The sequence below is a fragment of the Bradyrhizobium sp. Rc3b genome, from assembly GCF_900114915.1.
Taxonomy (GTDB): domain Bacteria; phylum Pseudomonadota; class Alphaproteobacteria; order Rhizobiales; family Xanthobacteraceae; genus Bradyrhizobium.
On the sequence record NZ_FOUS01000001.1, the window covers coordinates 324,303 to 336,920 of the forward strand.

Below are 12,618 nucleotides of genomic sequence, written 5' to 3' on the forward strand. Positions count from 1 at the left end.
GGACAGTCCATTGTCTCGAAACTCAGACGGAGGCCGGCCCTGCGGCGAGGCCGAACTTGGCGAGTTTCTTGTAGAAGGTCGCGCGCGAGATCCGCAGCATCCTGGCGGCCTCGGAGATCTGGCCGTTGCTGGCGGCGAGCGCCTGCTCGAGCGTGTGCTTCTCGAATTCGGCCTCGGCTTCGGCATAGGGCACCACGGGTCCGGCCGGGCGCGCGGATGCTGAGGGCCTGACGTCGGAGCCGACGGGAAGAATGCGGGCGACGTCCTCGCCTGTCAGCCGGCCGGAATCGCTCAGGATCAGCGCCCGCTCCAGGATGTTGCGGAGCTCGCGGACGTTGCCCGGCCAGTCATAGCGTGCCAGCGCGGAAAGCGCGCTCGGCGTGATCTTCGCCTTGACGTAATCGCCGGAGGCGCTGATGTCCTCGAGCAGCCGGGCGCAGATGTCGGGGAGATCATCCAGGCACTGCCGCAGCGGCGGCAAATCAATCGAGAGCACGTTCAGGCGATAATAGAGGTCGGGCCGGAACGCGCCGTCGCTGACGCGCTTGCGCAAATCCACATTGGTCGCCGCCACCACGCGCACGTCGACTTTCGAGATCTTGTCCGAGCCGAGCGGCTCGATCTCGCGCTCCTGCAGCACGCGCAGCAGCTTGGCCTGCAATTGCAGCGGCATCTCGCCGATCTCGTCGAGGAACAGCGTGCCGCCGTCGGCGATCCGGAATTTTCCTTCGCGTCCCCTGCGGTCGGCGCCGGTATAGGCGCCCGGCGCGGTGCCGAAGAACTCCGATTCGATCAGCGTGTCGGGAATCGCGGCGACATTGACGCTGACGAACGGCTTCTCCGCACGCGAGGAGGCGTTGTGGATCGCCTGCGCCAGCATCTCCTTGCCCGTTCCGGTCTCGCCGGTGAGCAGCACGGTGACGCTTTGCCGGGCGGCGCGGCTTGCAAGCTGCTTGGCCTGCGCGATACCAGGCGTGGTGCCGACGTAGTCGGCGAAGGTGAAGCGCGCCGCCCGGGCGTTGGACAACTGCCGCCGCGCCAGCCGCAGATCGCTCTCGAGCTGGGCGACGCGGGCAAGCAGGGGTTTGAGGCTTTCGAGGTGGTCATAGAGCACGAAGCCGATCGCGCCGATCACGGTGCCGTTCTCGTCCTCGATCGGCATGCGCGTGACCACGAGCTGCTCGCCGCCGAGCTCCATGATGTCGAGCAGGATCGGTTCGCCGGTCTCGGCCACCTTGCGCATCAGGCTGTTCGGGATGACCTCCTCGATCGGCCGGCCGATTGCCTCACTGGTCCGCTTGAGGCCGAGCGCCGCGAGATATTTTTCATTGACGTAGACGACGCGCCCGCCGCGGTCGATCGCGATCGCGCCCTCGCAGAGCTTCTCCAGCCGCTCGAACAGCGTCTCCATCGCGCGCGCGCGGAGATAGGCGGGATCGCTGATCGAGGCGGAAGAGGCGGACATGACATATCCCGGGGGAAGTCTGTCTGTGTATTAGCAAAAGGGCGTCGATTTCAAAGGGGGAATTGGTCGGTCGCGAGGCGCCCCATACTCAGTCGTCGTCCCGGACAAGCGAAGCGTAGATCCGGGACCCATACCCACATGGCATAGTTTGGCGAACATTCGGAGTTGGCAGCTTACTCCATACCACGCCCTGGGGTGATGGGTCCCGGGTTCGCTTCGCGCCCCGGGACGACAGCGGTAATGTTGTCCCGCTTGCACCCTACCTTCGATAGCCGCTCGCCCGCGAATAGCCCTGGCGGTTCTGTTGGTGCGGGCGGCTTAAGACGCTGGCGCGCGACTCGCTCGAGGCCGGCGTCGCGAGCTTGAGCTCCTCCAGGAAGATCGGGCGCGAGAAGTAATAGCCCTGGGCGTAGCGGATCTTGGTCGCGGCCTGGAGATAGGCGAGCTCCTCGTAGGATTCGAGGCCTTCGGCGATCACGGTCATGCCGAGCGCTTCGCTCAAGGACTCGATCGCGCGCAGGATGCCCTGGCTGCGCGGGCGCTTATGGATGTCGGTGATGAAGGAGCGGTCGATCTTGATCTCGTCGGCGGTGATGTCGGCCAGCGCCGAGAGCGAGGAATAGCCGGTGCCGAAATCGTCGATCGAGATGCCGACGCCGAGCTTGCGGAACATCGGCAGGATCTCGTCCTGGAAATGATTCTTGGCGACGAAGGCGTCTTCGGTCACCTCGATCATGAAGCGCTGCGGAAAGCCGGTGTCGTCCAGCGCCCGCGCGAAGCTGCGCATGAATTCGGGGTTGCCGGCCTGCTTGGCCGCGACGTTGATGCTGATGGTCGCTTCCGCGCCGAACGTCTCGTTGATCAGGTCGATCGATTTGACGATTTCGGCGAGCACGAGATGGGTCAATTCGTCGATCAGCCCGAGCTCGCTGGCAAGATTGATGAAGGATCCCGGCGCCTGGATCACGCCTTCGTCGTCGCGCAAACGGACCAGGGCCTCGATGCCCTTCACCGCCTGGGTGCGGATGTCGACCTTGGACTGGAAGGCGCAGCAGAAGCGCTTTTCCAGGATAGCGAGCCGCAGCGACTGCTCGATCTTCATCCGCGCCAGCGCCTCGCGCTCCATGCTGGAATCGAAGAAGGCTGCCGATCCCTTGCCGTCGTTCTTGATGCGGTACATCGCGATGTCGGCATTCTGGCGCAGCGTCTCGAAGCTGCGTCCGTGATCGGGATAGAGGCTGATGCCGACCGAGGTGGAGGCAAAGAGTTCCGAATGGTCGATGAAGAACGGCGCCGTCAGCCGCTCCAGCGTCGATTGCATGAATTCGGCGACTTCCTCCTGGCTCTGGATCGGAGAGAGCAGCAGCAGGAATTCATCGCCGGAGATGCGCGACAGCATGTCGGAATCGCGCAAGTCGCGCCCGAGCCGCTTCGACAGCTCGACCAGCAGCGCATCGCCGACGGCGTGGCCGTAATAGTCGTTGATGTGCTTGAAATTGTCGACGTCGAGGAAGGCCAGCGCGAAACGCTCGCCGCCGCCATTCTCCGCCAGCAGATTGTTGGCGTGATGTTCGATCACGCGCCGCGAGGGCAATCCCGTCAGCTCGTCGAAATAGGCCGAGCGGAACAGCTGGTCCTCGAAATTCTTCTGCTCGGTGATGTCGGAGGACGCCGAGATCAGCAGCTCGCGTCCGGCGAGGCGAACGGGACGGTGGGTCGTGAGCAGCACCTGGCGCGCGGCGCCGCCGTGAAGCGCCTCCTCGGTGACGACAGCCTGGCCGGCGCTCAGCGCCTGGCGGCAGGCTTCGCGGCGCTGCGCAAGATCGGGTGAAGGGCGACTGCCGTCCATGCCGAGCTGCGCGGCGGCGGCATCGTTAACCAGCAGAAGCTCGCCATGCGCATCCTGCACGGTGAGGCCGGCCGGCAGCATTCTAACGATTTCCTTGAGAAAACCGAGCTCGGCTTCAGTCGCGCCGGAATATTGGTTGTCGTTCATAGAAGTCATGAATCTTGTTGTTTCAGCGCGCCTTTGCAATGGGCGCGATCTTGCGCGGTTCCCTCTTAGGTTTGGTTAAGGGGTACGGAGAAATACGGGGGTGTTTTGGAGAAAACTTGCGGCGATGCGACGCGCGCAGAAAATCGTCATTAACAGAGGGTCAACAGCCCATGCGAAACTGCGGGCGGGGTGCGCGGGCCGGCTTTCGCTTGACGCGCGATGCTATTCGCTTCGGGGGATGCGGCACTGCATGATGCAATGCAGCCCGGTCTTCAAGTAAGAGATCTCGGTCCTGCCATCGAAGGACGACAGTGCCGATTTCAGCAGCTTGGTGCCGAAGCCGGGCTCGGAGACCTTGTCCACGCTCGGACCCTCGGTCTCGTCCCAGGTGATGATCAGGCGGTCGTCGCTGACGGTCCATGACACCTGCAGCAGACCGCGCGGCGCGGAGAACGCGCCGTACTTGCCCGCATTGGTGGCCAGCTCGTGAAACATCAATGACAGCGTGACCGCGAGCTTCGGCGGCAGGAATAGGCGGTCGCCATTGAGGGTGAAGCGGACATGGCCATAGGGCCCGAGCTCCGAGATCAGGAGGTCGCGGATGTCACAGCCGGCCTTGTCGATCCGCGAGATCAGATCGTCGGTCGCGGCCAGCGAGCGCAACCGCGGATCGACCCGGTCCCAGACCTGGGGGTGGTCGTGCAGCACCTGGTGCAGCACGGCGTGCACCGTCGATAGCTTGTTCTTCAGCCGGTGCTGGAGCTCGTCGACCAGCAGCTTGCGATACTCTTCTTCCTCGATCAGGCGCTTGGAGATCCGGCGCTGCTCCGCCAGCATGGTGCGATAGTGCTCGACACCCCAGATGGTGAGCGCACAGACCGCCCAATACAGTGCCAGCAGGGCAAACCGCGCCCGATCGGCAAAGGCATCGCCGAAATTCACGACGACGCCGAGCATGCCGCCGACCAGCGCGGTCACGATTCCGATCCGGAAGCCCCCGAACGCGGCGGCAAAGAACACGGCCGGAAAGTAGGGGGTGAAGTAGACGTCGGGCCGCACATGGGCGAGGGCCCAGCGCGTCAGCGTCGCAATCAGCAGGCAGGCCACTGCAAAGGCAATGCTCAGACCAAGCGATGGCGGCGCCGCACCCTGCCAACCCCTGCGGAATTCCTCGATCAGCTTCCCCATGCGCAGCCCAGTTGCGATATGCGTTCGAAAATCGAGCGGCCCATCAGGATGTTACGCATCCCGTCCGCGCAAGCATAGCTTGCCTTGCCGCAGACAGGCAGAGATAGTGGCCACCGCTGCAATGGCAGCGGCCGATGTTCGCCATTTGGCATCAAATCGTTCGAAAACAGGAACATTCCATGGGCAGGCTGGACGGCAAGGTTGCGGTGATTACGGGGGCGACGAGCGGGATCGGATTGCGCACTGCGGAAGTCTTCGTTGCCGAAGGTGCCAAAATTGTGATCGCGGGGCGGCGTCTACCGGAGGGCGAGGCTCTGGCCAAGCAGCTCGGCGCCAACTGCATCTTCCGCCAGACCGACGTGACGGTCGAAGCACAGATGCAGGCGCTGATCGCGCTCGCCGTGGACAAGTTCGGCCGGATCGACTGCCTGTTCAACAATGCCGGCGGCCCGGCGCAGACCGGCGGCATCGAAGGCCTTGAGGTCGAGCGCTTCGATGCGGCGATGGCGACGCTGGTGCGCAGCGTCATGCTCGGCATGAAGCACGCCGCGCCCCACATGAAGAGGCAGGGCTCAGGCAGCATCATCAACAATGGCAGCATCGCAGGCCGCCTCGCCGGCTTCTCATCCTCGATGGTCTATAGCGCGGCCAAGGCGGCGGTGATCCATCTCACCAAATGCGTGGCGATGGAGCTCGGCGAGTCCAACGTGCGCGTCAACGCGATCTCGCCGGGCGCGATCGCGACCGGAATCTTCGGCAAGGCGCTCGGGCTCTCGACCGATGCTGCGGAGAAGACGCCGGCGGTGATGCGCGAGGTCTACAAGACCGCGCAGCCGATCCCGCGCGCGGGCCTTCCCGATGACATCGCCCAGGCCGCGGTGTTCCTGGCCAGCGACGAATCCAGCTTCATCAACGGCCACGACCTCGTCGTGGATGGCGCCATGACCGGCGGCCGCAACTGGAGCCAGCAGCAGCAGGGCTATGTGGCCTTGCGCAAGGCGTTCGATCAGGGGGCGTAAGCGACGGAGACGGTGCCGTAGGGTGGGCAAAGGCGCGCTCTTCGCGCGCCGTGCCCACCAACCCGTTCCATAGCGGCAAATCGTGGGCACGGCGCTCTGCGCCTTTGCCCACCCTACGAGATCTCGTGCCCCGGACGCAGCGCAGCGCCCCCGGCGATGCGAAGCATCGTCCGGTGCGGTGCGCTGCAGAGCCGGGGCCCATCTCTCCACCTACTCGATCGCAGCATTCTGGGTCCCGGCTAGCGCTTCGCGCGTCCGGGACACGTGAGGCTAAACCGCCCGCACTCTCACCCGCAACCCGTCCCGCGGCTTCGGGATCGGCCACATCTGCCAGTCCGGCTTGTAACCGGGCTCCAGCGACACCTCGATGTTCTGCAAGAAGTGCCGCGCGAAGCATTTTGCCTGCATGTAGGCGAAGTGCAGCCCGAGGCACATATGCGCGCCGCCGCCGAACGGGACCCAGGCGAAGCGGTGGCGACCCCGTTGCGCCTCTTCGGTGAAGCGCAATGGATCGAAGCGATCCGGCTCCGGCCAGATGTCCTTCATGTGATGGGTATAGAGCGGATTGACGCCGACTGCGGTGCCGGCGGGAATCGTAAAGCCCTTGAAGGTGAAATCGCGCATGGCGCGGCGCGGCATCGAGGGTACCGGCGGCTTGATCCGCAGCGCTTCCTTGAACGCCATCTCGGACAGCGGCATTCTTTCGAGATCGTCGAAGCTGCTGGGCGCGCCTGGCGCGAGCCCGAGCGCGAGAACTTCCGCGCGTAGCCTGTCCTGCCAGTCCGGATTGGCGGCGAGCTCGCCGATGAAGGAGGTCAGCGACGAGGTCAGCGTGTCGTGCGCCGCCATCATCAGGAAGCTCATATGGTCGATGATGTCCTGCTCGGAGAGCAGCGCGCCGTCCTCATGGGTGGCGCGGCAGAGCTGCGAGAACAGATCATCGCCGCCATGATTGCCGCGGCGAAGCGGGATCTGCTCGCGAAAATAGGCGACGATGCGTTTGCGCCCCCTGACGCCGGCGGCCATCTGGGTGCCGGGAAGGGGGCGGCGGATCGGCGCGACAGCGGCGGCGACCATGTCGACGAAGGCGCGGTTGATCTCGTCGACCTCCGGCCCGATATCGGCGCCGAGGAAGGACGCTGCGGCGAGGTCCAGCGTGAGCTGCTTCATCGCGGGGTAGAGCTGCATCTCGCCGGGCTTGGCCTTCCACTGGGCGACCCGCGCGGAGATGCCGCGGTCGAGATCAGCGAGATAGGATTTCATCGGCCCGGACTTGAACGCGACCGACAGCGCCTTGCGGTGCAGCCGGTGCTCGTCGAAATCGAGCAGCATCAATCCGCGCGGAAACAACAGGCCGAGCACCTTGTTCCAGCCGTGGGTCGAGGAGAACAGCTTTTGCTGGTCGAACATCACGAGCTCGTTGGCCTCGGGCCCGAGCAGCACGACATTGGTCTCGCCGAACACATGGGTGCGGTAGACCGGGCCGTATTTGGCGCCGTTCGCCTCGATGTGGCCCTTGGGATCGGCCAGCACCTGGAAGGTCTTGCCGATGATCGGCCATCCCTCGTCGCCGGGAATGTGCGTCAGGGCGTTGCGCTTGGGCGCGGTATAGTCGGGCGCCGGTGCGGCCACATTCTGCATCGACATGACGATTGCTCCGGTTGGCAGGCGCCGCGAACATAGCACGATCCGGCCGCGATGAGCTGCGGTCGTCTTACGCACAAAATCGTCACACCCACCGCCGTCGTCCCGGGTTCGCGCCACGCGCCCCCCGGGACGACGAGTGGAGTGCGTCCTACCGCTTCGCCGCTTCCTTCTGCAGATCCGGCGCATTGACGGCGGGGATGGCGACGCGGCCGGGGCCGGTCATCTTCAGCGCCTCGGCGGCCTTCTCGTTCTCCATGATCTTGGCCATCACGGCCTGGCCCGCACGCTCGAAGATGGCGCGGTTCTCGATCACGAATTTTTGCGACCTGCGCAGGCCATCGATATAGCCGTTGATCTCCGGCACGACGTAGCGCGCCACCATGTCCCAGCTCCGGCGCGTCGCTTCCGGATTGGCCCAGTCGTGCACGAAACCGATGATGGCGCCGACGCCGCCGGAGACCTGCATCACGTTCTTGATGGTTTTGACGAGATCGTCGGGCGTGCCGATGGTGGAGGCCGCGCCCTCGACGAAGGCGGTCTTGTCCACGGCTTCGTCGGGCGAGGAGAACGCAGTGAGGCCCGGCCGCTGCAGCGTACCGACATTATATTCGTTGTGCCAGCGCATCAGCCCGACGCCGGCTTCCTTGCGCGCCTGCTCGCGGGTCTCGGCGATGTGGAAGGTCAGCAGCACGCGCCAGTCGGCACGGTCGACCTTGGTGCCGTGCTTCTTCGCGGCGTCCTCCGCAAACTGCCATTGCTGCTGCAGCGACATCAGCCCCTGCGTCGTCATCGAGCCCAGCGAGATGATGCCGATGCCGTATTTGCCGGCCAGCGTCATGCCGGAGGGCGAGATCTGCGAGGCCACGACGAACGGCATCTCCGCCTGCAACGGCAGGATCTGCAGCGCGGCGTCGTTCATCGTGAACCAGTCGCTCTTCGCCGTGACGCGCTCGCCGTTGAAGAGGCGGCGGATGATTCCGATGGCCTCGTCCTGGCGGTCACGCTGCGTCATCGGGTCGATGCCGAGCGTGTGTGCGTCGGAGGCAAGCGCGCCGGGGCCGGAGCCGAAGATGGCGCGGCCGCCGGTCATGTGGTCGAGCTGCACCATGCGCTGGGCGACATTGTAGGGATGATGATAGGGCAGCGACACCACGCCGGTGCCGAGCTTGATCCGCTTGGTGCGCTCGCCGGCCGCGGCCAGGAACATCTCGGGCGAGGCGATCATCTCCCAGCCCGAGGAATGATGCTCGCCGCACCAGAACTCGTCATAGCCGAGCGCATCGAGCTGCTCGACCAGGTCGAGATCGCGCCGGAACTGGAGCATCGGATGCTCCCCGATCGGGTGATGCGGGGCAAGGAAGGCTCCGAACTTCAGGCGCGCCATGGCGTTCTCTCCGGCTTTGATTTTCTGTTTGTTGAGGCGGTGAAGCTACGTGCCGGAAGGCGCGAACGCAATCGCGCGGTGTCCCGCGCGGCGGAATGCAGGCATGCGTGCGTTGAGTCTTCCCCCTCGTTCTTACGGGGAGAGGGTTGGGGTGAGGGGCCACTTCGCCAAATTCGGTGGCATTGGGACTCGCGGAAGCTCCCCCGAATTCAAACTGCGTTTGAATCCCGCCTCTCCCCGCAAGTGGGGAGAGGCGAAACAGCCGTGCCTCGAACGAAGCACACGAATCCTACCTCCGAGGTAATCGTGACACCGCGTCAGACCTGAAATCATCGGCACGGTAATCCAGGGTCACGCGCCGATGCATCAGATCGTCACACAACAAATCGATTCGTCCCGCCGCTGGTGGGTGCTGGCCATCGTGGTGGCTGCCCAGTTCATGTTCGGCGTCGATGCCTTCATCGTGAACGTCGCCATTCCGACCATTGCGGTCGATCTGCAGGCTACGCCGGCGCAGATCGAATCCGTGATCGCGATCTACCTGATCGCCTACGCCACGCTTGTCGTCACCGGGGGCCGGCTTGGCGACGTCCACGGCACCAAGACTATCTTCCTGGCCGGCGTGCTCGGCTTTACGGCGACCTCGCTGTGGTGCGGGCTCGCGCAATCCGGCGTGGAGCTGATCATCGCCCGCCTGGCGCAGGGCGCGACCGCGGCGCTGATGGTGCCCCAGGTGCTGGCGACGCTTCATCTCCTGTTCACGGACGAATCGCGCAGCCGCGCCTTCGCGATCTACGGCATCGTGCTGGGGCTGGCCGGTGCCGCAGGCTTCCTGCTCGGCGGTCTGCTGGTCACGATTGATCTCGCTGGCACCGGCTGGCGTTCGGTGTTCTTCGTCAACGTTCCCTGCGGCCTCGTCATTGTGGCTGCCGCCTGGCGCATCATGCCGTCGGTGCCGCGGCGATCAGGGACGAGGCTCGACATCAAGGGCAGCATGGTCCTGTTCGCGGGGCTGCTGTGCCTGATCGGTCCGCTGCTGTTTGGTCACGATGTCGGCTGGGCTCCCTGGCTGTGGGCCGTGATGGCGATCGGCGGCGCCGTCCTCGTAGCGTTCCTGAAGCTCGAGCACGCAGTCGCGCGTGCCGGCGGCATGCCGTTGATCGACCTCACGCTGCTGGCGGATGCCGCTTTCTTGCGCGGGCTTGGCGCCGCCTTCTTTTTCTTCCTTGCCAATCTCTCCTTCTACCTCGTCATGACGCTGTTCATGCAGCGCGGCCTGAAGATCCCGCCGCTGTCGGCCGGCATGGCCTTCATCCCGCTCGCGCTGGCCTTCGTCGTGGCCTCGCGCCACAGCGGCGTGCGGGCGCGCCATCGCGGCACCAAGGTGTTGATCGAAGGCTGCGCGCTGCAGATCGCAGGCCTCGCCGCGCTCGCGCTTGTTGCAGCCTGTATCGATGCGCCATCGCCGCTTCTGCTCGCGCTCGTCATGATCATCTTCGGCTACGGTCAGGGACTGGTGATGGCGCCGCTCTCCGGCGCGGTGCTCTCGACCGTCAAGCCCGTCGCCGCAGGCTCGGCCTCCGGCATCTACGGCACCACGGCGCAGATCGGAAATGCGGCCGGAGTGGCCGCAATCGGCGCGGTATTCTTCGCCGTCGATGCCTTGCAATCAGCGCGCGCAGGATTTCTGGTCTCGCTTGCGCTGTTTGTGACATTAATCCTGATCTGCGCCGCATTTCTGTCGTGGATGCATCGCGCATCTGCATGAAGTTGAGGCATTGCGGTTAATACGTGCGGATTTCGGCGGGATTTCCCGTGATTTTCGTGGATGGACAGCGCACGGTCTTTTTATTTTGCAATGCAGCAACTATCTGGTTTGGCTGAACGTTGAAAGTCGCCCACCAGGAAGTTGCCGTGTCGTTAGCCAAAAATGTTGATCTGTTGAGACGTCTGCCGAGGCTGGACGGTCTGCGCTTTGCCGAGCTCGGCCGCAGCGCGGATGCGTCCAGTCCATTGGAAGAGGTCACCGGCTTTGGCGACAACCCGGGCGCCTTGCGCATGTTCGCGTTCGTGCCTGCGCAGTTGCAGAAGCCGCGCGCGCTGGTCGTCGTGCTGCATGGCTGCGGGCAGACGGCAGCCGGTTACGATCTCGGCGCGGGCTGGTCGACGCTCGCGCAGCACTATGGCTTCGCGCTGCTGATGCCCGAGCAGCAGCGGATCAACAACGGCAACACCTGCTTCAACTGGTTCAATCCGGAAGATACGGCGCGGGACAGCGGCGAGGCGCATTCGATCCGCGAGATGATCGCGCACATGGTCGAGGCGCATCGCATCGATCCCAGGCGCATCTTCATCACCGGCCTGTCGGCCGGCGGCGGCATGACGTCGGTGATGCTCGCGACCCATCCGGAAGTCTTCGCAGCCGGTGCGGTCATTGCCGGACTGCCCTATGGCATCGCCTCGAATTTGCGCGAGGCGCTGGACGGCATGTTTCATTCCCCGGTGCGTCCCGCGCGCGAGCTCGGCGATCTCGTGCGCAATGCCTCGGATTATCGCGGCCCCTGGCCGAAAATCTCGGTGTGGCACGGCAGCGCGGATCGCACCGTCAATCCCGGCAATGCCAACGAGATCGTCAAGCAGTGGCTCGATCTTCATGATCTGCCGGAAGCGCCGATGGCGGAGACCAATGTCGACGGCTATCCGCGCCAGGCGTGGTGGGGCAAGGACGGCGAGACGCTGGTCGAGTCCTACGCCATCACCGACATGGCGCACGGCACGCCGCTCGGGCTTGCCGACAACGACCAGCGGTACGGCGTGGAAGGCGCATTCCTGATCGAGGCCGGTATTTCCTCGTCCTATCACATCGCAAAGTTCTTCGGCCTCACTGGCTGGATTGCAGATGCTGCAAAGGCGGAGGCCAAGCCTACAAGCAAGTCTACAAGCAAGCCTGCCGCGCAGCCGGCCTTGACGCCCGCGCCGCATCTCGCCCGCTCGATCCGCGCCGCGGTCGCCGAACAGCCGGCCGAGCCGACGCGCGAGGAGGCTCGCGGCTTCGATCTCGGCCAGATCATCACGCGCGCACTGACCGCCGCGGGGCTGATGAAGTAGTTCAGGCCGTCTGACCGATCCATTCGATCGGCGTCACCGTCACCTCGCCGCCGGCGACCTTCCGCGTCATCTCCTGATAGGCTTTGAAGAAGTCGCGCGATTGCAGCGCTTTTTGCGCGGCATCGTCAGCGACGCTGGCGAGATGGAAATAGCTGCCGTCGTCGCGGTTCTTCAGGACACGATAGCCGATCCGGCCCGTCAACTCCGGATCGCCGTCGATCGCCTTGATGAAGCGGCCGACCTCCTGGTGCCAGGCCTCCGTCGTACCGTTCCTGAATTCATACTTGATCATGAAGTGCTTCATGTGACGCTCCCTGTTCGTCGTGTGCGTCATCATCTGCGGCTTGCAAGCGATCCTGCAAGTATGGACAAAATTGATAGTATGGACTTTTTCGACGTCGCTCCTATCCTGAGGTGTGGCTAACGCGTGGAGGAGACGACATGGCGAAGGCGAACCCGGCGCGCACCTGTCCGGTCGCGGCCTTTCAGAAGATGATCAGCGGCAAGTACAAGCTGCGCATCGTCTGGGATCTCAAGGACGGCCCGCGCCGCTATGGCGAGATCCGCAGCGGCCTTTTGCGCGGCGCGGAAGGCAGCGCCGAGATCACCCCGCGCGTGCTCAGTCGTGAATTGAAGGCCCTGACCGCGAGCGGCCTGATCGATCGCAAGGATTTCGGCGAGGTGCCGCCGAAGGTCGAGTATCGCCTGACCCGCAAGGGCAAGAGCTTCGTGCCCGTAGTCGCGGCGATCCGCGAATGGGGCGATCGTCACCTCAGTGAGACCGCCACGCTTGTGGACGCAGCGGAATAAA

At 64.5% G+C, this 12,618-nt stretch carries 10 protein-coding genes; 4 read left to right on the top strand and 6 right to left on the bottom strand.

All coding sequences use genetic code 11. The features are described from left to right. Nucleotides 1–22 precede the first annotated feature (22 nt). The 3 genes from BM190_RS01565 to BM190_RS01575 all read right to left on the bottom strand — a co-directional run bounded on the left by BM190_RS01565 (nt 23) and on the right by BM190_RS01575 (nt 4,649). Entirely contained in the window at nt 23–1,465 is a 1,443-nt protein-coding gene (locus BM190_RS01565) for a sigma-54 interaction domain-containing protein (protein WP_092251549.1), read from the bottom strand. A 259-nt stretch (nt 1,466–1,724) separates the two neighbouring features. Further along, nucleotides 1,725–3,461, bottom strand: coding sequence for a putative bifunctional diguanylate cyclase/phosphodiesterase (locus BM190_RS01570; RefSeq protein ID WP_177236885.1), 1,737 nt, complete (start codon nt 3,459–3,461; stop codon nt 1,725–1,727). Between the two features lie 222 nt (nt 3,462–3,683). Next, nucleotides 3,684–4,649: a sensor histidine kinase gene (locus tag BM190_RS01575; protein WP_092251551.1), complete on the bottom strand. Its 966-nt coding sequence runs from the start codon at nt 4,647–4,649 to the stop codon at nt 3,684–3,686. Nucleotides 4,650–4,828: 179 nt separating this feature from the next. Here BM190_RS01575 and BM190_RS01580 point away from each other — a divergent pair, with 179 nt between their 5' ends. Next, entirely contained in the window at nt 4,829–5,668 is an 840-nt protein-coding gene (locus BM190_RS01580; protein WP_018319506.1) for an SDR family NAD(P)-dependent oxidoreductase, read from the top strand. Nucleotides 5,669–5,938: 270 nt separating this feature from the next. On the opposite strand, the gene BM190_RS01585 is transcribed toward BM190_RS01580, so the two are convergent. Continuing rightward, nucleotides 5,939–7,315, bottom strand: coding sequence for a cytochrome P450 (locus tag BM190_RS01585; protein WP_092251552.1), 1,377 nt, complete (start codon nt 7,313–7,315; stop codon nt 5,939–5,941). A gap of 148 nt (nt 7,316–7,463) precedes the next feature. Next, nucleotides 7,464–8,699: an LLM class flavin-dependent oxidoreductase gene (locus BM190_RS01590; RefSeq protein WP_092251553.1), complete on the bottom strand. Its 1,236-nt coding sequence runs from the start codon at nt 8,697–8,699 to the stop codon at nt 7,464–7,466. A 361-nt stretch (nt 8,700–9,060) separates the two neighbouring features. Between BM190_RS01590 and BM190_RS01595 the strand changes: the two genes are divergently transcribed. Then, entirely contained in the window at nt 9,061–10,467 is a 1,407-nt protein-coding gene (locus BM190_RS01595) for an MFS transporter (RefSeq protein WP_092251554.1), read from the top strand. A gap of 146 nt (nt 10,468–10,613) precedes the next feature. Then, nucleotides 10,614–11,807, top strand: a complete 1,194-nt coding sequence (locus BM190_RS01600) for an extracellular catalytic domain type 1 short-chain-length polyhydroxyalkanoate depolymerase (RefSeq protein ID WP_092251934.1) — start codon at nt 10,614–10,616, stop codon at nt 11,805–11,807. Nucleotide 11,808: 1 nt separating this feature from the next. Here BM190_RS01600 and BM190_RS01605 read toward each other — a convergent pair whose 3' ends face one another. Continuing rightward, on the bottom strand, nt 11,809–12,111 hold the full coding sequence (locus tag BM190_RS01605) for a hypothetical protein (RefSeq protein WP_244550563.1): 303 nt from the start codon (nt 12,109–12,111) through the stop codon (nt 11,809–11,811). 137 nt (nt 12,112–12,248) lie between these two features. On the opposite strand from BM190_RS01605, the gene BM190_RS01610 reads away from it, so the two are divergent. Continuing rightward, complete coding sequence (locus BM190_RS01610) at nt 12,249–12,617, top strand: winged helix-turn-helix transcriptional regulator (RefSeq protein WP_092251556.1); 369 nt, start codon at nt 12,249–12,251, stop codon at nt 12,615–12,617. The last annotated feature ends 1 nt before the right edge of the window (nt 12,618 follow it).

What these genes read in the sequence shown, in the direction of transcription:
- BM190_RS01605 (WP_244550563.1), bottom strand. Translation starts at nt 12,111, where the DNA reads ATGAAGCACTTCATGATCAAGTATGAATTCAGGAACGGTACGACGGAG.
- BM190_RS01575 (WP_092251551.1), bottom strand. Translation starts at nt 4,649, where the DNA reads ATGGGGAAGCTGATCGAGGAATTCCGCAGGGGTTGGCAGGGTGCGGCG.
- BM190_RS01595 (WP_092251554.1), top strand. Translation starts at nt 9,061, where the DNA reads ATGCATCAGATCGTCACACAACAAATCGATTCGTCCCGCCGCTGGTGG.
- BM190_RS01580 (WP_018319506.1), top strand. Translation starts at nt 4,829, where the DNA reads ATGGGCAGGCTGGACGGCAAGGTTGCGGTGATTACGGGGGCGACGAGC.
- BM190_RS01610 (WP_092251556.1), top strand. Translation starts at nt 12,249, where the DNA reads ATGGCGAAGGCGAACCCGGCGCGCACCTGTCCGGTCGCGGCCTTTCAG.
- BM190_RS01565 (WP_092251549.1), bottom strand. Translation starts at nt 1,465, where the DNA reads ATGTCCGCCTCTTCCGCCTCGATCAGCGATCCCGCCTATCTCCGCGCG.
- BM190_RS01585 (WP_092251552.1), bottom strand. Translation starts at nt 7,315, where the DNA reads ATGTCGATGCAGAATGTGGCCGCACCGGCGCCCGACTATACCGCGCCC.
- BM190_RS01590 (WP_092251553.1), bottom strand. Translation starts at nt 8,699, where the DNA reads ATGGCGCGCCTGAAGTTCGGAGCCTTCCTTGCCCCGCATCACCCGATC.
- BM190_RS01570 (WP_177236885.1), bottom strand. Translation starts at nt 3,461, where the DNA reads ATGAACGACAACCAATATTCCGGCGCGACTGAAGCCGAGCTCGGTTTT.